Here is an 18,373-nt window from a genome sequence, read left to right as displayed (position 1 = left end):
CTGATTCCCCTAGTCTCGCAGGCCGGAGGCGGTCGGGATCGGATTCTGTACGCCGTCCAGCTCGGCGAACTCGACCACGTTGTCGATCTCGGTCCCCATCGACACATTGGTGACGCGCTCCAGGATCACCTCGACCATGATCGGCACCTGGTACTCGACCATCAGCTTCTTCGCCTCCTCGAGGGCCGGCAGGATCCCGTCCGGCTCGAAGACCCGCAACGCCTTGCAGCCAAGGCCTTCGGCGACCTTCACGTGGTCGACCCCGTACCCGTTCAGCTCCGGCGTGTTGATGTTCTCGAACGACAGCTGCACGCAGCAGTCCATCTCCAGCCCCCGCTGCGCCTGCCGGATCAGCCCGAGGTAAGCGTTGTTGACCACCACGTGGATGTACGGGATGTTGAACTGCGCCCCGACCGCCAGCTCCTCGATCAGGAACTGGAAGTCGTAGTCACCCGACAGCGCGACGACAGTCGCCTCCGGATCCGCGACCGCCACACCCAGCGCCGCCGGACCCGTCCAGCCGAGCGGACCAGCCTGGCCGGCGTTGATCCAGTGCCGCGGCCGGTACACATGCAGCATCTGCGCCGCCTGGATCTGCGACAACCCGATCGTCGAGACATACCGGGTCTCCGGTCCGAAGGCGTTGTTCATCTCCTGATAGACCCGCGGCGGCTTCACCGGGACGTCGTCGTAGTCGGTCCGCCGCAGCATCGTCCGCTTCCGTTCCCGGCAAGCAGCCACCCACTCCGACCGGTCGCGCAGCGGAGCGTTCTCCCGAGCGACATGGATCAGTACCTCGAGCGCCGCCCTCGCATCCGACACGATCCCCAGATCCGGCGCGAACACCCGCCCGATCTGCGTCGGCTCGATGTCGATGTGGACGAACTTCCGACCTTGCGTATAAGTAGCCACCGACCCCGTATGCCGATTCGCCCACCGATTACCGATCCCGATCACCAGATCGGACGCAAGCAACGTCGCGTTCCCATACCGATGCGACGTCTGCAGCCCCACCATCCCAGCCATCAACCGATGGTCGTCAGGGATGGTCCCCCAGCCCATCAACGTAGGCACCACCGGTACGCCGGTGAGCTCAGCAAACTCCACCAGCAAAGAAGCCGCGTCCGCGTTGATGATCCCGCCACCGGCCACGATCAGGGGCCGCTCCGCCTCACCCAGCAGCCGCAGCACCTCCGAAGCCTGCGCCACCGAAGCACGCGGCACAGCGACCGGCAGCGGGACGTACAGCTCCGGATCGAAGTCGATCTCGGTCAACTGGACATCGATCGGCAGGTCGATGAGCACCGGCCCGGGACGACCGGTGCGCATCAACTGGAACGCCTTCTGGAAAGCGCCCGGGACCTGCGCCGCCTCCATCACCGTCACAGCCCACTTGGCGACCGGCCCGGCGATCGAGGCGATGTCGACGGCCTGGAAGTCCTCCTTGTGCAGCTTCGCGACCGGGGCCTGCCCGGTGATGCACAGGATCGGGATCGAGTCGGCCGAAGCGGAGTACAGGCCGGTGATCATGTCGGTGCCGGCCGGACCCGACGTACCGACGCAGACGCCGATGTTTCCCGCCTTGGCGCGGGTGTACCCCTCGGCCATGTGCGAGGCGCCCTCGACGTGCCGGGCGAGCACATGCTTGAGCTCGCCCTGGGCGCGAACCGCGCTGTAGAAGGGGTTGATGGCCGCACCGGGGAGGCCGAACAGGTTCGTGATGCCTTCGCGACGGAGGATCTCCACCGCCGCGCGGGCGGCAGTCATTCGGGGCATACAGTGCTCCTTGTTCTCAGGTGCGCTCAAAGCTGTCGCAGCCAGCGGAAGCTGTCCTGGCTGGTGGTGCTGGGCTTGTACTCGAGGCCGATCCAGCCGTCGTAGCCGGCTTCCTGCAGCTCGCCGAGATACCGCTCGAGCTGAATCTCGCCCGTACCCGGTTCATTTCGGCCCGGCGCGTCGGCGATCTGCACATGCGCGATCCGATCCCCGTACTTCGCGATCGCCGCGCTCACGTCATCCCCGTTCACGGTCAGGTGATACAGGTCCGCGAGCAACCCGACACTGGTGACGCCGGACTCGCGCTCCACCCGGTCGATCACCCCGACCGCATCGGTTGCCGTCAGCAACGGATACCGCGCGGCGCCACTGACCGGCTCGACCAGCACGGTCGCACCGAACGAGCCTGCAGCCGTACCGGCGAGGGCAAGGTTCTCCACCGCCAACTCATCCTGCGCAGCTGGATCAACGCCGTCGACCCGGTTGCCGTACAACGCGTTGAACGCGCGGCACCCGAGTCGCTCGCCGATCCCCAACGTCACCGCGATGTTGTCCCGGAACTCCAGCGACCGCTGCGGCCACGACACCAGCCCGCGATCACCGCCCGGCATGTCACCAGCAGCAAAGTTGAGCCCGACCAACTGGACACCGGCATCCAGAATCGCCCGCTCAAAGGCGTCAACCTCAGCATCGCCGGGCAACGCGGTATCGAAAGGCCACCAGAACTCCACCCCCTCGAACCCGGCCGCCCGAGCAGCCTGCGGCCGCTCCAGCAACGGCAGTTCGGTGAACAGAATCGAGCAGTTGACGGCAAACCGACTCTCCATCGATCCCACCTTCCGGAGCGGTTTGGTATACCGCATACAGTAGGCCGGGCTCGAAGAACGGGTCAAGACATGACGTAGGTCACATTTGCGATGATTTGATAGGCAGCACCGATGAGTTCTCGCGAGCCCGCCGGTACGTACCCGTGACAGCAACCTTCCGAAAGGACTTCAGTCATGGGCACAGTCATCGCGATCGCCTTCGTCAGCCTCGACGGCTACGTCACCGATCCGGACGGTTCAGGCGGTACGCCGTACGGGGGCTGGGCCTTCCGGCACGGACCGGAGGCCGTCGGCGGGGACAAGTTCCGGCTCGGCGCTCTCCTGGACGACGGCGTCCTGCTGCTCGGCCGGCGGACCTGGGAGCTCTTCAGCGGGCTCTTCCCCCAGCGGGCCGACGACTTCTCCACCAAGATGAACAAGATCCCGAAGCTCGTCGCATCGCATCGCCTCACGGACGTCTCCGGGTGGTCCAACTCGACGCTGGTCGATGGCGACGTCGTCGACGCCGTCCGGCGCGAGGAACGCGATGTGGTCGTGACGGGCAGTTCGAGCGTCATCCACCTCTTGCAGGAACACGAGCTGATCGACGAGTACCGGTTGCTCACCTTCCCGTCGATCGTGGGCGCGGGCGAGCGGCTGTTCGGTCCGACGTCGTCGCCGGTCCACCTGACCTGCGTTGCGTCGGATCAGGCGGGGGCCGCGGTGCTTACGCAGTACCGGCGAGCTTGAAAGCCGCGAACACCCCGTCGTCCTGGAACGTGTGGTTGTGGGAGATGCCGGCCACGGTGACGGTGAAGACGTGCAAGGTGTGCAGCACGTACCCGCCGTCGCCGTCGCCGCGGTAGACCGCGATGCCCGGCTGGCCGTTCGCCGCGATCGGGTGGACGCGCCAGTCGGTACCGCGTTGGTCGAAGACCCGCGCGATGAAGCGCAGGTGGTACTCGCGGCCGCGGAACCAGTTGTAGAACGGCGGCATCTCCAGCAGGACATCCTCGGTCAGCAGGTCAGTGAAGGCCGCGACGTCGGCACGCTCGAAGGCGGCGATGTAGCGATTGAGGAAGTCGACGCACTTGGGGTCGTCCGGCTCGAGGACATCCTCCTCGGCCAGCCCTGTCTCCTTGAGCTTCGCCCGTGCGCGCTGCAGCGCACTGTTCGCAGCCGCGGGCGTCAGCTGAAGAACGTCGGCCGTCTCCGCGGCGGACCAGGCGAGGACATCACGCAGGATCAGTACCGCCCGCTGCTTGGCCGGCAGGAACTGCAGCGCCGCGATCAGCGCGAGCCGAAGCGTCCCGCGCTCCTCCGCCACCGTTGCCGGATCGTCCGGAAACGGTTGCAGCCAAGGGACTTCAGCACCCTTCCGCAGCGGTCCCTCGGGATCGTCCCCGCTGGCCACCAGCCCGGATGGCAACGGTCGCCGTCCTCGGTTCTCCAGCTCGGTGAGACAGGTGTTGGTGGCGATCTTGTACAGCCAGGTACGCAGGGAGGCGCGCGTCTCGTCGTACCGGTCGAAGGCCCGCCAGGCCCGGATCATCGTCTCCTGCAGCAGGTCCTCGGCATCGTGATTGGAGCCCGACATCCGGTAACACAACGTCAGCAACTCCCGCCGGAACGGCGCCGTCCGCCCTTCGAAGTCCACCCACCCATCAAAGCACCCGACGGCTGCCAAGATGGCCGGATGAGCTGGCCGGGGATGATCTGGATCGGCGGCGCACCAGGCGCCGGAAAGTCGACGATCGCACGGCAACTGGCGAGGGAGCTGGATCTGCCGTTGCATCCGGTGGATCTGTGGACCTACGACCACGTGGGCCGGATGCCTGCGCATCGGCCGCTCGAAGAAGATCTGGCCGAGGGCCCGGAGGTCGCGGCCGAGGCGTTCGTACGGATCGCGCGGTTGCGGATCGAGCTGGTCGTCGAGGACGTTCGGGCGCGCGAGCTCGGCGACGTACCGGCGCTTGTCGAGGGGCCACAGCTCTATCCGTCGATGGTCGCTGACGGGGTGCGTGCCGCGGTCTGGCTGATGCCCGATGCCGAGCAGACGCGCCGGGCGCGGGAGGCACGGCTCGCTCGTGTTGAGGACGCGAGGGGCCGGGCGCGCCTCGAAGGGCTGCTCGCCCGCGACGCCCTCCTTGCCGATCGGGTGCGGCAGGAGACAACGCAGTACGGGCAGACGTTGATCGAGGTCGCGGCCGACCCGGATTGGTCCGCGATCACCACAGCGGTAAGAACAGCACTTGGGCCTCAACAGCAGCTGCCGCCCGGGAGTCAGCTCGCCCGGCAGCGGTCGATCGAGAACAAGGCAGCCAGCCGGCAGATCCGGCTCTGGCTGGCGGACATCGCGGTGGCCGAGCAGCAGCCTTACCCATTCGCCTGCGAGTGCGGCCGGTCGGGCTGCGCCCTCACCGTCTCGGAGACACCCGACGAGTACGACGCCCGCGGGGCGGACGCGCACCACTAGGGCCGCCGGCCCGGCGGCTCGCGCTGGGGCCGGCTCGCGCTCGCAGCTAGGGCCGCCTCGCCGCCGTAGCTAGGGCCGGCTCGCGGTCGTACTAGTGCGTGGCTCGCAGTGCCAGGGCTAGTTCCTCCAGGGCGGGGAGGGCGTTGATGATTGTCTCGGCCGACGCCGTGGGGAGTTGGTCGAGGCAGGTGGCGATGGCTTCGGTGCGGAGGAGCTTTACTCGTTCGTGGAGGTGGCGGCCGGCGTCGGTGGCCTCGACGCGGATGGCGCGGAGGTCGTCGGGGTTGGGGTCGCGCTGGATCAGGCCGAGTTCGGTCAGTTTGCCGACGACGCGGGACAGCATCGTCGGGTTGAGGCCTTCGAGTTGCGCCAGTTCGGTCAGGCCCAGCGGGCCGCGGAAGGCGATCAGGCCGAGGACCGAGGCCTGGGTCGGAGTCAGGCCCTCGGCGGTGGCCGTGGCGTTGAGCTCGCGGGCGAGCCGGGAGATCACGCCGCGGAGCTTGCTCAACGTCTCGGTGTCGGTCATGTCCGGAATCTCATTTCGGGCTTTATTGCCTGCTGGCAAGCAATGTAGTCTGTTCATCGATGGAACCGTCGAGTTCAGCAGAGCTGACCGCCGACCAGGCCGCGGACGAGCCGCTGGCCCACCGGCGGCTGGTCTTCGGCATCGTCGCGATCGGCCTGTTGATGGCCTCGATCGATCAGACCATAGTGGCCACCGCGCTGAACGCCATCCGCGGCGACCTGCACGCGGAGCTGAACTGGAGCGGCTGGACGATCACCATCTACGCGCTCGGCCAGATCATCGTGATGCCGCTGGCCGGCCGGCTCGGTGACCAGTTCGGGCGCAAGCGGGTCTTCCTCGGCGCCGCGGTGCTGTTCACGGTCGCCTCGCTGTGCTGCAGCCTGGCCGACGACATCTATCTGCTGGTGGTGTTCCGCGCCTTCCAGGCGATCGGCGGCGGCGCGTTCATGCCGACCGCGACCGGCATCGTGGCCGAGCAGTTCGGCCGGGAGCGGGACCGGGCGATCGGCATGTTCACCTCGATCTTCCCGATCGGCGGCATCCTCGGCCCGATCATCGGCGGCGTCATCGTCACGTACTGGTCCTGGCGGGAGATCTTCATCGTCAACGTGCCGATCGGCATCCTGCTGATCGCGCTCGGCGCCCGCTTCATCCCGCGCAGCACGCCCAAACCGGCCGGTCGCGTGGACATCACCGGGGCCGTGCTGCTGGCTCTGACGATCCTGTTCGGGATGTACGGGATCACCTCGCTCGGCAGCAGCGGCGCCGAGCCGACCGACCCGCTCTTCATCGCCGCCGAGGTGATTGCGGTCACGCTCGGTTTCCTCTTCGTCCGGCACGCGAACCGCAACGCGGCCCCGTTCATCCCGGTCACCCTGCTCCGCGGCCGCGGTTTCGGCGCGATGAACGCGATCAACTTCCTCTTCGGCGCGGCCGTCCTGGGCTTCGGCGCCCTGGTCCCCCTGTACGCCGAATCGCGCTACGGCATCCAGCCCCTGCAAGCCGGGACGTTGCTCACCGCCCGGGCCGTCGGGATGATCTGCGTCGCCGGACTGGCGGTGTTCGCGCTCCGGCGTACCGGCTATCGAGCGCCGATGATCGGTGGGTTCCTGCTGGTCGCGGGCGGGATGACGGTGATGGCGCTGGCCCCGCACGGCCTTACCCCGTACGGCTGGCTGGCTCTCGCCGCCGGCATCACCGGCGTCGGGATGGGGCTTTCCATCCCCGCCTCGAACAACGCGAGTTTGCAACTTGCTCCCGATCAGATCTCAGCGATCGCCGGGTTGCGCGGCATGTTCCGGCAGTCCGGCGGCATCGTCGCGGTCTCCGTAACCACCACGCTCCTGGCCCATGCAGGTAATGGCGGTCTGGCCCAGGCGCACAGTTTCGTGGTGTTCGCCGCGCTCCTGCTGCTGATCGTCCCGTTCACCCTGCTGGTGCCGGATCATCGCGGATCCTGGTGAGAAATTCGCCGTGGCCGTGTCGGGTGCGGACCGCCACGGTGTGCTACCGTTTCTGACGGTTGCAGTTTTGCAGTTCCCCGTTCGTTTTTGAAACGCCCGCGGATTTGTGATCCGCAGGGCGTTTTCTCATTTCTGGGCCTCGGTCCGGTGTGGGAGGGCTCGTTCGGCAACCAGGGGACCGACGACCGTCGGGACCTGTTACCCGCCCCACACAAGGAGCAGATCATGGCCAGCGGAACAGTGAAGTGGTTCAACGGTGAAAAGGGCTTCGGCTTCATTTCTCAGGACGGCGGCGGCGCCGACGTCTTCGTGCACTACTCGGCGATCGCGGCGGACGGCTACCGTTCGCTCGATGAGAACCAGAAGGTCGAGTTCGACCTGACCCAGGGCCCGAAGGGCCCGCAGGCGGAGAACGTCCGCCCGGTCTGAACCACCGCTTGAGCGAGCCCGGCCGATTTTTCGGCCGGGCTCGTTCTTTTTATTTGACCCAGAGAAGTTCGCCGTCGTCCACCTGATCGGTACGCCGAAGCCCGGCAGCGGCCGCGACGGCCGCAGACGCGGTGTGGTCGGGATGGACGTGCGCGATGATCCGCGCGGCCCCATGAGCCTCCAGCCAGCCGACCATCCCCACGGCGGCCTCCTTGGCGTAGCCCTGCCCCTGCCAGGCCATCCCCAGCACCCAGGCGATCTCCGCCTCGTCCCCGATCACAGTGGCCTGCACATAGCCGACCAGTTGGTCGTACTGCGTAACGCTGATCACCCAGTTGAGCCACGACTCCCCCGGCCGCCCTGGCCCCGCCACCTGCCGGCGGTACCGCTCACTGAGCGCCTCCGCCGTCGGCGGCTCACCCCCGGTGAACCTGTACAGCTCCGGATCGGCCAGCACCGCGGCCATCGGCACGGAGTACTCCACCCGCAGCGGCAGCATGGCCAGCCGGTCAGTGACGAACCTGGTCGCGATCATCCGGCTAACGGTAGTGCGCTCAGGACGGAGTGCACTGACTTCGAGCGGCTCGGCCGCTCCCTCCACGGCCGGCCCGCTCGTCGCCATCTCCACCCCTTCTTCCCTCCCGTTACGCCCGAAGCCTGGTGTTCGGATGCAGGTCGAACCGCGGGTACCGGTGATCACCGGACCCGTATGGCATGACCCGCTCCTCGTAGTGCAGGTGTGGGCCGGCGGCCACGCCAAGGCGATCCCCTGTCTCCACCGTGTCGCCCTGGCGGACCTCCGGCTCGGCCAGATGGTCGTAGAGATGCCAGATGGCATTGGACTCGACCACGACCTGATGGGCCAGCACCCGGACGACGACCCCGGCCATGGTGGCCCTGATCGGCGTACCGGCCGCCGCGCGGTAGTCACGGCCCGAGTGGAGGCCGTGTTGCTCGCCGCCCGCGACCCCGAACTCGCAGGTCACGTCCGCATTGTGTACCGGAGCTGCCATGGGAAGAGAGTGCGAGCAAACCTTCAGACAGTCTTAAACCCGGGCTGGGACCGCCGGGTAAGGGGCCGGTTCGACTTCTAGCTCGGCCATCCGCTGGATGTAGGTCCGGTACGCCCGCCTGGCCTCTCCATGAGCCCCGCTCGCCTGGAACGCGCCCACCAGACCCAGGTGGGCACGCTCGTCGTACTGGTCGCGCTGGAGGATCCGCAGCAGGTAACCGGCGGCCGCATCGGGATCATCCTTCCCCCGCTCGGCCAGCACCCGCGCCACCCGGACATAGAGCGCCCTGGCCTCCTCACGCATCCCCGCGGCCCAGTCGGCGTACACGTCCTCCTCTAGGAAGTCCCCGCTGTACGCGGCCTCGGCCGCTCGCAGCAGCGGCATGCTGTTGCTGTCCAGGCCGCTCCGGGCGTCGTGGAGGAAGCCCTCAACGTCGACGGAGGTCTGGTCGCCGTCCAGCCAGATGGTCGCGCGGTCGGCGCCGACGAAGCGGTCGGGCGAGTAGCGCTTCTCGGGGTCCAATACTGAGCGCACGGTCGAGAGAGCGACCGAGAGTCTTGGCGAGGCGACTGACTCCCCTTGGTCTGGCCAGAGCAGGTCGAGAAGCTGTACCCGGGCGACTGGGCGGCAGCGGCGGGCCACCAGGATCTTCAGTAGGTCGCGTGCTTTCTTCGACGGCCATTCGCCTAGTTGGATGGCTTTGCCGTCACGTAGTACGCGGAAGCCGCCCAGGCATTCGATGCGTACCGGCGCCGGCCCTGTCTGCTGACTGGCCGCCAGAGCCGCTGCGGCATAGCGAGTAGCTCCCGCGGCCAGGAACTGCTGGTGGGCTCGCAACGCCAGTTCTCGGCCCTCAGCACCCTGCGTACGCTGGGCCAGCATCAACTCCGCGCGTGCCTGTCCCAACGGATCGCCCAGCTCGTTCCGGATGTTCAGAACCTCGTGCAGCACCTCACCGCCGTCGGCAGCCGCGTACAGCTCAAGCGCATCGGCCAGCCCGGCCCGGTCGCGGCGCCGACGACAGAGCGCCGCAGACTCTTCGGCAGCCGCCGCCGCTTCCGCCTTGTTGCCCGCATGCAGCGTCACCCAGCCCAGCGCCACGAGCGCTCCGGACAGGCCGGGGACCGGGCCGTAGGCCACAGCCTGCCTGGCGATCTCGGCCAGCTCCGCCGCCCGCTCGGGCTCCTCCACCGCCAGCACCCGGGCAAGCCCGGCCAGGGACGGTACGAGCGACTGCATGTCCTTGGTGTCGTCCGCCATCGCGATCGCTTCCTCGTAGCACGCTCTCGCCATCGCCCTGTCCCCCCTCTCGCGATAGACCTCGCCCAGCACGGCCAGCGGCTGAGCCACCCGCTTCGACTCCAGCTTCTGGTAGAGCGCCCGGGACGCCTCCAGCTCGCCGATGGCCTCGTCGAGCCTGCCGAGCCGCAGCAGCGCCTCGCCCCGGTTGTTGAGGGCCAACGCCCGGAAGACCGCGAAGCCAGCGCGATCCGCCAGCTCCAGGGCGATCTCCAACTCGTCGAGCCCCAACGTGTAGTCGCCTTCGGCAACATGGTGCGATCCGCGATTGACCCGGATCCGGATCGCCTGCAGGAGATCGCCGGCTCGCTCCGCGTGCTCCAGCGCACGCAGGTAGTGAGATGCGTTGCCGCGCGGGTCACTGTCGACAGCGGCCAGCATCGCCAGCACGGTATGGACGATGGCCATCGCCCGGTCGTCAGCGGACACCTTGGCGCAGATTTCCGCCGCCGCGATGAGCTCACGGCATTCGTCGAACTCGCCCCGCAGCCAGTGCGCTCCAGCCCACCAGGCTTGCAACAGGGCCTCGTCCGCCGGGTGCTGGCCGTCGATCCTGCCCCTGCGGTACATGGCTACCGCGACATCGGTTCTGCCGCGCAGGTGATGGATCAGCCCGAGCCGCCACGCGATGCCGACGGGGATCTCGCCCTCGGGCTCGATGATCCGGTCGAAACACCTCTCCGCGCCCTGCCAGTCGCCGAGTACCTGCCGTGCTTCGCCTTCCAGCTGATCCATCGCGGCATCCCGTAGCTGGTCCGGCAGGGAACTGACGGCTACGACCACTGTCTCCGCCAGGCCACCACTGACCATGGCATGCCCACGGTGGGTCAGCATCCGGGCGACGTGGGCCGGGTCCACTGCCTGGTAGCAGGCCAGGGCGTCTCGCTGGTCTCCGACAGACTCGAACCACTGCCCTGCTTGCAGTGTCAGCTCCGCCATGCCGACCTCATCCGCTGACAATCTGTCGATGGCGAAGCCCCGGACCAGCGGGTTGAGCTCATACCCGTCAACCTCGCCCGCAGAGACGAGCAGACCTCGAATCCGCAACTGGCGCAGGGATTCCGGGTTCTCGGTGACCCCTATCGCTTGGCAGAGCTCGGCACTGAACCTGGGCAAGACGGCGACCGCAGCGACCAACCGGCGTACAGATGCTGGCTCTGCTGCGAAGACCTCCTCGGCCAGGTAGTCATAGAGCGGCCCATCCGACCGCAGTGCTCGCTGCAGCCGGCCCGGCCGCTCCGAAGCCGGTACTGTCCGCAGCGCCTCGACAGCCAGCCGCACAGCAGCCGGCCACCCCTGTACTGCGGCCTGCAACGGCTCAGCCAGCTCCTCAGCCCCTTCACCCAGTACTACGTTGAGCACGGCAACGGTCTCTTGCACGGTGAAAGCCAATGCTGTCGCGTCGATCTCCAGCACCTGGCCTCTGCCACGCAACCGATCGATCCCGAAGGGCATGGCCGTCCGGGACGCCACCACGAGATGCAGCGAGGGCGGCGCGACACGCACCAGGCCCTCGATCAACTTCGTTGCCGGGTCACCCGGATTGAGCTCGTGCAGGTCGTCCAGCACGAGCACCAGGTCGCCGGTGAGGTTCTGCTCGAGCGCGTCGGCGAGCAAAGCGGCGTACGCGAGAGCTCTGGTGCCCTGCTCGGCATCTGCGTCGGGGCCGCGCGGTCCCTGGAGCTCAGCGGCGAGCACAGTCGACAGTGCGGGCACCTGGCGGCGCAGTGCGTCGACCAGCCCGGTGACCATCGCAGCTAGTGAGCGGTCCTCGGCGCGGACGGTATACCAAGCGCAGGGGCGCTCAGCAGCCCAGGCGCTGAGCAGAGTGGACTTGCCGAACCCGGCGTCGGCCACCACGGTCAGCAAGCGGCGGCGAGCGCCCTCGCTGAGCAGCTTGGTCAGCCTCGGCCTTGCGACCGTCCCTTCCATAGCCCCACCTCCGTGTCCCCGTCTGCACTCCCCCGAGTACGTAGAACAGGACAACACCGTCAGTAGTGGCGCCGCAACAGTGTTAGCCCGGATCTCTCCGGGAGGTTTGCCCGGTATCGGCGGGACTGCCGTCCCGGGACGGCTAAGGTGGGTGCCCATGAACGACCGGCTGGTGTGGATCGACTGTGAGATGACCGGACTCGATCTCGAAAAGGATGCCCTGATCGAGGTCGCCGTGCTCGTCACCGACTACGAACTCAACGTGCTCGGAGACGGGATCGACCTGGTGATCGCACCACCACCGGCCGCCCTGGAGCAGATGGGCGACTTCGTCCGCGACATGCACACCGGCTCCGGCCTGCTCGACGAACTGCCGCAGGGCATCGAGCTCGCCGACGCCGAGCAGCAGGTCCTCGACTTCATCTCCGGCTACGTCAAGGAGCCGCGCAAGGCGGCGCTGGCCGGCAACTCGGTCGGCACCGACCGCACCTTCCTGGTCCGCGACATGCCCAAGGTCGAGTCGCATCTGCACTACCGCAACGTCGACGTCAGCTCGATCAAGGAACTCGTCCGCCGCTGGTACCCCCGCGTGTACTACGCGACGCCGGCCAAGAACGGCAACCATCGCGCGCTGGCCGACATCACCGAGTCGATCGCCGAGCTCCGCTACTACCGGCAGACCGTTTTCGTCCCGATGCCCGGTCCGGACACGGAAACCGCGAAGGCGGCCGCTTCAGCGGTCAGCACCCCGATTTCAAGTTCCTGACCTTCATCGCTATGATTCTCCAGTCGCGCTGATTAAGGCGGCTGAACATGGTGGGTATAGCTCAGCTGGTAGAGCACCTGGTTGTGGTCCAGGGGGCCGCGGGTTCAAGTCCCGTTACTCACCCTCGGACGAGGGCGATCGTGTCTGCAGAAAGCGCAGACCGGTCGCCCTCGGTATTTTGTGCGCCGTCGGCGCGGGTGGGGGCTTCGCCACCCACACCCGCTTAGGATCCGAGGCGTGAAGTCGTCGGGCAGTGCATGGTTCGGGTACGGGATCGCCGTCGTGGTGACCTTCTTGGTCGGGATGCTCGCCTTCACCGTGTTCGTGTTGTCGAAGGTGTTCGGGTCCTCGGCACCGCAGGAGAAGCCGGCGCCCGAACCTCAAGCGGTCTCCAGCCCGACCACGACGATCGACCGGCGCCCGGTCGCGGTCGGCGTGATGGAAGTACAAGTAGTCAAGGGCAATCCGCAGCAGGTCGTGCTGATCGTCGCCACCCCGACCGGCTGCGCGCAGGACCCGCAGGTGGTCACGTACGCCGAGGGCGCGGGAGCGGTCGCAGTACGGGTCACCCAACGCGTCTACCGCAGCGGCTGCCACAAGAAGACCGACTCCGTACTGGCCACTGCGAAAGCGCCCATCGCCGGGCGGACCCTGCTGCTGAACGGGGTGCCGTGGACGGTGGGCGCTGACGGGCAGTACGAGCAGGCCCTGCGAACCGCTACTTCGTGATGCAGCCGGCCGGGAGGTCGAACCACCTGAGGTGGTCGAACTCGTCGTTGACGTGGGCCTCGGTCTGCGAGTCCTTGTGCTGGCAGGCCGACAGCAGCGTACGAGCCTCGGCCAGGTAGCCGGCCAGCGCCGACTCGGGCGCCTTGTCGTCGTGGCGGGGATAGCGGAGCTGACCGTCCGCGTCGTACCCGACCTGCGACAGCCGCATCGGCGGCTCCACCGGACCGCGGTAGTGCTTCCACAGGCCGTTGGCCGGGTTGAAGCGGTAGTCGCCGAGCAACCGCCAGCCATCCGAGGCGACCAGCTTCACCGCGGCGACGACGTACTCGAAGACCGCCTCGGAGATGAAGTAGTTGAAGTTCACTCGCACCCAGCCGGGCTTGATCCCCTCGCAGCCGTGCACGATCTCCTCTGCGAACTCGGCGGAGCGGGCCAGGTCGATACCGAGCAGCGTGTGGCCGTAAGGGCCCGCGCAGGAACAGCCGCCCCGGGACTGGATCCCGAACAGGTCGTTCAGCAGCGCGACCACGAAGTTGTGATGCAGGTACCGGCCCGACGGCGCCTTGACCACGAACGACACGATCGACAGCCGCTCCGCGTCCAGGTTGCCCAGGATCTCGATCGCCGGTTCCGCACGCCACGCCTCGACGGCGCGACGCAGGTACGCGTCCTCGTGCGCGCGGATCACGTCGATGCCGACCGCTTGCTTCAGCTGGAAGACCAGGCCGGCCCGGATCGACTCGATGATCGCCGGCGTGCCGCCCTCCTCGCGGTGGATCGGGTCGTCGAGGTAGCGGTGCTCGGTCGGGTTCACGAAGGCGACCGTGCCGCCACCCGGTACGTCGGGCACGCGATTGCGCATCAGCTCACGCCGGGCCACCAGCACTCCCGGCGTACCGGGTCCGCCGATGAACTTGTGCGGGCTGAGGAAGATGGCGTCCTTGTAGGCCAGCGGATCCGCGTCGCGACCGCCGTACATGTCGATCTCGACGTACGGCGCGGCGGCGGCGCAGTCCCAGAACGACAGGGCACCGTGCCGGTGCAGCAGGGCGGAGACGCGATGGGTGTTGCTGACGATGCCGGTGACGTTGCTGGCGGCCGAGAACGAGCCGATCTTCAGCGGCCGCCCGGCGTACTTCACCAGCTGGTTCTCCAGCATCGGGATGTCGATGTGCCCGTCGGGGTCCTGGCCGATCACCACCACGTCGGCGATCGACTCGCGCCAGGGCAGCTCGTTCGAGTGGTGCTCGTACGGGCCGATGAAGACGACCGGCCGCTGCTCCGGCGGGATCGTGTCGGTCAGGTGGTACTCGTCGTCCAGCTGGGCCGGGATGCGCAGGCCGAGGATGCCGATCAGCTTGTCGATCGCGCCGGTCGCGCCGGAGCCGCAGAAGATCACCGCGGTCTCGTCGTCGCCGCCGACGCTGTCGTGGATGATCTGGCGGGCGTCCTCACGCAGCCGGGTGGTCTGCAGGCCGGTGCCGCTCGACTCGGTGTGCGTGTTCGCGTACCGCGGCAGCACCTCCTCGCGGATGAAGTCCTCGAGGAAGGTGAGCGCCCGGCCGGACGCGGTGTAGTCGGCGTACGTGACCCGGCGCGGCCCGTACGGACCCGGCATCACCTGGTCGTCACCGATCACCGAGGCCCGGATCCGGCTCAGCAACGCGGTGTCCGGCGGCATCGCCACCTGGGTGTCCGCGGCGGTGTCGTCGGCGGTGCTGGTCGAGAGATCCCCCTGCATCGTCATGCCGTCAGGGTACGGCCGGTAAGCCACATTCGTCCTGTAAGACCTGACACTCCTGCGGCTAGGCTCTGGCGCAGTCGACGCGAGGAGCTGGGGATGACGTTTTCCAAGGAGCTGTGGGAGTCCGGGGCCGCCGAGGTGTACGCCGGGATCGTCCGGCACCCCTTCATCACCGGGCTGACCGACGGCACGCTGCCGCACAGCGCCTTCCGCTACTTCATCATCCAGGACAGCCACTACCTGCGCTCGTACTCCCGTGCGCTAGCCCTGGTCGCTGCCCGGGCAGTGGACGAGGATGCGGTCAGCATGTTCGCCCGGCACGCCGCAGACGCGATCGCTGTCGAGCAGGAACTCCACAGCTCGCTACTGGGCTCCCTGGGTCTCACCTCGGCCGACGTCGACTCCGTAGGCTCCGGGCCGACCACCACGGCGTACATGTCCTACTTGACCGCTGTCTGCGCCACTGGGACATACGCCGAGGCAGTGGCGACCGTACTGCCCTGCTACTGGATCTACCGCGAGGTCGGGCGGGAGCTGCTCAAGCACTCCTCGCCGGATCCGGTCTATGCGGAGTGGATCGCCGCGTACGGATCCGAGGAGTTCGATGCGGTCGTAGAGTCTGTCCTGGCGGTGACAGACCGGCTCGGCGCCGAGGTGGGCCCGGGCGAACGCGACCGTTGCCACCGGCACTTCGCCACGACCACCAGGTACGAGTGGATGTTCTGGGACGCCGCGTACCGCGAACTGGATTGGCCGGTCTGATGCAGAACTTCTACGACGTCGTGATCGTCGGCGGCGGCCACAACGGCCTCGTCGCGGCTTCGTACCTGGCCGGTGCCGGCCTCAGCACGCTCGTACTCGAGCAGCAGGGGCATACAGGCGGTGCAGCAGTCAGCCAGCAGGTGTTCCCGGGTGTGGACGCTCGCCTGTCGCGGTACTCGTACCTGGTCAGCCTGCTCCCCGACGAGATCGTGGCCGACCTCGGCCTGGGCCTGGAGCTCCGCTCGCGGTCAGTGGCCTCATACACACCGGTACGCCGCGATGGGCGCGACCTCGGCCTCGTGGTCGAGCGACCGGAGGGGGCGGCTACCCGGGCCTCCTTTGCGGCTCTGACTGGTAGCGATTCGGAGTACGAGGCCTGGACGTCCTTCTACAACTCTGTCTCGTCGCTGGCCGGTGTAGTCGCGCCGACCCTGCTGGGGCCGCTGCCTTCCGTTGCGGAGCTCCGCAAGCAGGTGGACCCTGCGCTGTGGGAGGCGCTGGTCGAGCGGCCCTTCGGCGAGGTCGTGGAGCGACTGTTTGCCGACGACACCGTGCGGGGCGTGGTGGCGACCGATGCGGTCATCGGCACCTTCGCCGGGCTGCACGACGAGTCCCTGATCCAGAACCGCTGCTTCCTCTACCACCTGATCGGCAACGGCACTGGCGAGTGGCGTGTGCCCGTGGGTGGCATGGGCGCCGTGACGGACGCACTGGCCGGCGCTGCTCGACGTGCTGGCGCCTCTGTGGTCGTCAACGCCTCCGTGACCTCAGTGGAAGCCGATGGCACCCGCGGGTCGGTGACCTGGATGGGTGGTGACGGAGAGCGCACGGTGGACTGCTCCTACGTACTCGCCAACGTCGCGCCCACCACTCTTGCCGCGCTGCGTGGTCAACCCGTCACCGAGAAGCCCGAAGGCTCCCAGCTCAAGATCAACCTGCTGCTCTCCCGGCTCCCCCAGTTGCGCTCCGGCGACGACCCGAGGCGAGCCTTCGCCGGCACCTTCCACATCGACGAGGACTACAGCCAACTCGAAACCGCGTACCAGTCGGCCGCCGGTGGCTCGCTGCCGTCCGTACCGCCCTCCGAGGTCTACTGCCACTCGCTCACCGATCCTTCCATCCTCAGCCCCGAATTGGTTGCCTCAGGCCACCAAACCCTGACCGTCTTCGGCGTCCACTTCCCCACCCGCTTGTTTGCCACCGACAACGACGCCGCCCGCGCCGAATCGGTACGCCGGGTGCTGGCCGGCCTGGAGTCCTACCTGGCCGAGCCGCTCGACCCCTGCATCGCCCGCGACGCCGACGGCAACCCCTGTATCGAAGCCAAAACCCCGGTCGACATCGAGGAATCCGTCGGCATGCCCGGCGGCCACATCTTCCACGGCGACCTCCAATGGCCCTGGGCCGAGGACGACACCGAGGCCGGCCGCTGGGGCGTCGAAACCGACGTCGCCAACCTCCTGATCTGCGGCTCCGGCGCCCGCCGAGGCGGCGCCGTCAGCGGCATCGCCGGCCACAACGCGGCCATGGCAGTCCTCGACCTCCGCCCCTGACATACCGATTTCACTTCCACCCAAAACCCCTGCTACGATCCTCTTCGTTCGCAAGCACAACAGAACATGCGCCGCTAGCTCAATTGGCAGAGCAGCTGACTCTTAATCAGCGGGTTCGGGGTTCGAGTCCCTGGCGGCGCACCAACACTTAGGCCCGAGCAGACATCGCAATCTGTTCTCGGGCCTTTGTGTTGTTCACGACCCTCTTACGACCCCTTTTGCCGGACGTCGCTCGTCATCGAGTTACCAGCGACCGAACCCGCACCCTCCGTCGACCCCTCCTCCGGCCGACCATGCTTTTCCCCACGCCTTAACCTGATCGTGACTGTGTGTCACCTCACATCGTTGCGCGTCATTCCCCCGGCACCGGATCTTCCTCCCAACCAGCCGTTGAGCAGCCAACCATCGAACAGGTTGGAGGCTTGAGATGGCGAGACCACCACTGCCCATCGGCACCTGGGGACGGATCTCCACCAAGGTCATGAAGACCGACACGAAGGGTAAGCCGGTCAGCGTCCGCGCGAAGACCAACTTCCGCGACCATGACGGCCAGGTCCGCGACGTGACGGCCTACGCCAAAACCGCGACAGCCGCCGAGCGCGCCCTGCTCAAGAAGCTCCAGGATCGCGCCAAGACCGGCCAGGGCGGCGAGCTCACGGCGATGCACAAGATCAACCACCTCATCGACCTTTGGATCACCAAGTTCGGGCAACAGATCGCCGACGGCACCCGCTCCCCCACCTCCCTCGACACCTACCTCCGCGCCATCAAGAACCACGTCCGCCCCGCCCTCGGCGAACTCCGCATCGGCGAAGCAACCACACCCCGCATCGACACCGTCATCTCCAAGATCAAGAAGAACGCCGGCCCACCAACAGCCAAAACCTGCCGAGCCATCATCTCCGGCCTGATGCAGCTCGCCGTCCGCTACGGCGCCATCACCGTCAACCCGGTCCGCGAAGTCGAAAGCATCGAACACCCCGCCAAGAAACCCGCCCGAGCCATCCAAACCGAAGAGATCACCCTCCTCCGCAAACACCTGGCAACCGACGAAACAGCCGTCCGAGCCGACCTCCCCGACCTCGTCACCTTCATGCTC

At 67.5% G+C, this 18,373-nt stretch carries 16 protein-coding genes, 2 tRNA genes and 1 pseudogene; 11 read left to right on the top strand and 8 right to left on the bottom strand.

Annotated elements, in window-relative coordinates; all coding sequences use genetic code 11:
• Positions 1–9 precede the first annotated feature (9 nt).
• Positions 10–1,776, bottom strand: a complete 1,767-nt coding sequence (gene gcl, locus ABD116_RS18205; protein WP_343971067.1) for a glyoxylate carboligase — start codon at positions 1,774–1,776, stop codon at positions 10–12.
• A gap of 26 nt (positions 1,777–1,802) precedes the next feature.
• Positions 1,803–2,603, bottom strand: a complete 801-nt coding sequence (locus ABD116_RS18200; RefSeq protein WP_343971064.1) for a hydroxypyruvate isomerase family protein — start codon at positions 2,601–2,603, stop codon at positions 1,803–1,805.
• 174 nt (positions 2,604–2,777) lie between these two features.
• On the opposite strand from ABD116_RS18200, the gene ABD116_RS18195 reads away from it, so the two are divergent.
• A complete protein-coding gene (locus tag ABD116_RS18195; protein WP_343971061.1) occupies positions 2,778–3,332 on the top strand; it encodes a dihydrofolate reductase family protein in 555 nt (184 codons plus the stop codon).
• Here ABD116_RS18195 and ABD116_RS18190 read toward each other — a convergent pair.
• Complete coding sequence (locus tag ABD116_RS18190; RefSeq protein ID WP_343971058.1) at positions 3,310–4,239, bottom strand: sigma-70 family RNA polymerase sigma factor; 930 nt, start codon at positions 4,237–4,239, stop codon at positions 3,310–3,312. The genes ABD116_RS18195 and ABD116_RS18190 overlap by 23 nt on opposite strands.
• Before the next feature lie 39 nt (positions 4,240–4,278).
• On the opposite strand from ABD116_RS18190, the gene ABD116_RS18185 reads away from it, so the two are divergent.
• Entirely contained in the window at positions 4,279–5,058 is a 780-nt protein-coding gene (locus ABD116_RS18185; RefSeq protein WP_343971055.1) for a hypothetical protein, read from the top strand.
• A gap of 91 nt (positions 5,059–5,149) precedes the next feature.
• On the opposite strand, the gene ABD116_RS18180 is transcribed toward ABD116_RS18185, so the two are convergent.
• Positions 5,150–5,584, bottom strand: coding sequence for a MarR family winged helix-turn-helix transcriptional regulator (locus tag ABD116_RS18180; protein ID WP_343971052.1), 435 nt, complete (start codon positions 5,582–5,584; stop codon positions 5,150–5,152).
• A gap of 59 nt (positions 5,585–5,643) precedes the next feature.
• On the opposite strand from ABD116_RS18180, the gene ABD116_RS18175 reads away from it, so the two are divergent.
• On the top strand, positions 5,644–7,047 hold the full coding sequence (locus ABD116_RS18175; protein WP_343971049.1) for an MFS transporter: 1,404 nt from the start codon (positions 5,644–5,646) through the stop codon (positions 7,045–7,047).
• Between the two features lie 225 nt (positions 7,048–7,272).
• The gene (locus tag ABD116_RS18170; protein ID WP_026163488.1) at positions 7,273–7,476 is read left to right on the top strand and encodes a cold-shock protein; all 204 of its coding nucleotides are present in this window, start codon (positions 7,273–7,275) and stop codon (positions 7,474–7,476) included.
• Positions 7,477–7,525: 49 nt separating this feature from the next.
• Here the strand turns inward: ABD116_RS18170 and ABD116_RS18165 are convergent, their stop codons facing one another.
• The 3 genes from ABD116_RS18165 to ABD116_RS18155 all read right to left on the bottom strand — a co-directional run bounded on the left by ABD116_RS18165 (position 7,526) and on the right by ABD116_RS18155 (position 11,720).
• Positions 7,526–8,011, bottom strand: coding sequence for a GNAT family N-acetyltransferase (locus ABD116_RS18165; protein ID WP_343971046.1), 486 nt, complete (start codon positions 8,009–8,011; stop codon positions 7,526–7,528).
• A 109-nt stretch (positions 8,012–8,120) separates the two neighbouring features.
• The gene (locus ABD116_RS18160) at positions 8,121–8,489 is read right to left on the bottom strand and encodes a M23 family metallopeptidase (protein WP_343971042.1); all 369 of its coding nucleotides are present in this window, start codon (positions 8,487–8,489) and stop codon (positions 8,121–8,123) included.
• A 33-nt stretch (positions 8,490–8,522) separates the two neighbouring features.
• Positions 8,523–11,720, bottom strand: coding sequence for a tetratricopeptide repeat protein (locus tag ABD116_RS18155; protein ID WP_343971039.1), 3,198 nt, complete (start codon positions 11,718–11,720; stop codon positions 8,523–8,525).
• 157 nt (positions 11,721–11,877) lie between these two features.
• Between ABD116_RS18155 and orn the strand changes: the two genes are divergently transcribed.
• The 3 genes from orn (at position 11,878) to ABD116_RS18140 (ending at position 13,215) form a co-directional block, all read left to right on the top strand.
• Positions 11,878–12,486, top strand: a complete 609-nt coding sequence (gene orn / locus ABD116_RS18150) for an oligoribonuclease (protein ID WP_343971036.1) — start codon at positions 11,878–11,880, stop codon at positions 12,484–12,486.
• 50 nt (positions 12,487–12,536) lie between these two features.
• Positions 12,537–12,609 (top strand) — tRNA-His (locus ABD116_RS18145).
• A 114-nt stretch (positions 12,610–12,723) separates the two neighbouring features.
• Positions 12,724–13,215: a hypothetical protein gene (locus ABD116_RS18140; RefSeq protein ID WP_343971033.1), complete on the top strand. Its 492-nt coding sequence runs from the start codon at positions 12,724–12,726 to the stop codon at positions 13,213–13,215.
• Here the strand turns inward: ABD116_RS18140 and ABD116_RS18135 are convergent.
• Positions 13,205–14,962 (bottom strand): aminotransferase class V-fold PLP-dependent enzyme, encoded by a 1,758-nt coding sequence (locus ABD116_RS18135; RefSeq protein ID WP_343971030.1) that lies wholly within the window; start codon positions 14,960–14,962, stop codon positions 13,205–13,207. The genes ABD116_RS18140 and ABD116_RS18135 overlap by 11 nt on opposite strands.
• A gap of 93 nt (positions 14,963–15,055) precedes the next feature.
• Between ABD116_RS18135 and tenA the strand changes: the two genes are divergently transcribed.
• The 4 genes and pseudogenes from tenA to ABD116_RS41810 all read left to right on the top strand — a co-directional run.
• Positions 15,056–15,721 (top strand): thiaminase II, encoded by a 666-nt coding sequence (gene tenA / locus ABD116_RS18130; protein ID WP_343971027.1) that lies wholly within the window; start codon positions 15,056–15,058, stop codon positions 15,719–15,721.
• Complete coding sequence (locus tag ABD116_RS18125) at positions 15,721–17,274, top strand: phytoene desaturase family protein (RefSeq protein ID WP_343971024.1); 1,554 nt, start codon at positions 15,721–15,723, stop codon at positions 17,272–17,274. Before tenA ends, ABD116_RS18125 begins: the two co-directional genes overlap by 1 nt.
• 68 nt (positions 17,275–17,342) lie before the next feature.
• Positions 17,343–17,418 (top strand) — tRNA-Lys (locus ABD116_RS18120).
• Positions 17,419–17,701: 283 nt separating this feature from the next.
• A pseudogene (locus tag ABD116_RS41810) lies at positions 17,702–18,178 on the top strand (tyrosine-type recombinase/integrase); the annotation flags it as partial.
• Positions 18,179–18,373 lie beyond the last annotated feature (195 nt).

The sequence above is a fragment of the Kribbella koreensis genome (assembly GCF_039525325.1).
In the GTDB taxonomy this organism is placed as follows: domain Bacteria; phylum Actinomycetota; class Actinomycetes; order Propionibacteriales; family Kribbellaceae; genus Kribbella; species Kribbella koreensis.
The sequence above is the reverse complement of the archived record's forward strand: the minus strand, read 5'-3'. Positions and strand labels throughout refer to the sequence as shown.

Excerpts from the sequence above, each read along its gene's own strand:
- gcl (WP_343971067.1), bottom strand. The coding sequence starts at position 1,776 with ATGCCCCGAATGACTGCCGCCCGCGCGGCGGTGGAGATCCTCCGTCGC.
- ABD116_RS18200 (WP_343971064.1), bottom strand. The coding sequence starts at position 2,603 with ATGGAGAGTCGGTTTGCCGTCAACTGCTCGATTCTGTTCACCGAACTG.
- ABD116_RS18195 (WP_343971061.1), top strand. The coding sequence starts at position 2,778 with ATGGGCACAGTCATCGCGATCGCCTTCGTCAGCCTCGACGGCTACGTC.
- ABD116_RS18185 (WP_343971055.1), top strand. The coding sequence starts at position 4,279 with ATGAGCTGGCCGGGGATGATCTGGATCGGCGGCGCACCAGGCGCCGGA.
- ABD116_RS18180 (WP_343971052.1), bottom strand. The coding sequence starts at position 5,584 with ATGACCGACACCGAGACGTTGAGCAAGCTCCGCGGCGTGATCTCCCGG.
- ABD116_RS18175 (WP_343971049.1), top strand. The coding sequence starts at position 5,644 with ATGGAACCGTCGAGTTCAGCAGAGCTGACCGCCGACCAGGCCGCGGAC.
- ABD116_RS18170 (WP_026163488.1), top strand. The coding sequence starts at position 7,273 with ATGGCCAGCGGAACAGTGAAGTGGTTCAACGGTGAAAAGGGCTTCGGC.
- ABD116_RS18165 (WP_343971046.1), bottom strand. The coding sequence starts at position 8,011 with ATGATCGCGACCAGGTTCGTCACTGACCGGCTGGCCATGCTGCCGCTG.
- ABD116_RS18160 (WP_343971042.1), bottom strand. The coding sequence starts at position 8,489 with ATGGCAGCTCCGGTACACAATGCGGACGTGACCTGCGAGTTCGGGGTC.
- ABD116_RS18155 (WP_343971039.1), bottom strand. The coding sequence starts at position 11,720 with ATGGAAGGGACGGTCGCAAGGCCGAGGCTGACCAAGCTGCTCAGCGAG.
- orn (WP_343971036.1), top strand. The coding sequence starts at position 11,878 with ATGAACGACCGGCTGGTGTGGATCGACTGTGAGATGACCGGACTCGAT.
- ABD116_RS18135 (WP_343971030.1), bottom strand. The coding sequence starts at position 14,962 with ATGACGATGCAGGGGGATCTCTCGACCAGCACCGCCGACGACACCGCC.
- tenA (WP_343971027.1), top strand. The coding sequence starts at position 15,056 with ATGACGTTTTCCAAGGAGCTGTGGGAGTCCGGGGCCGCCGAGGTGTAC.
- ABD116_RS18125 (WP_343971024.1), top strand. The coding sequence starts at position 15,721 with ATGCAGAACTTCTACGACGTCGTGATCGTCGGCGGCGGCCACAACGGC.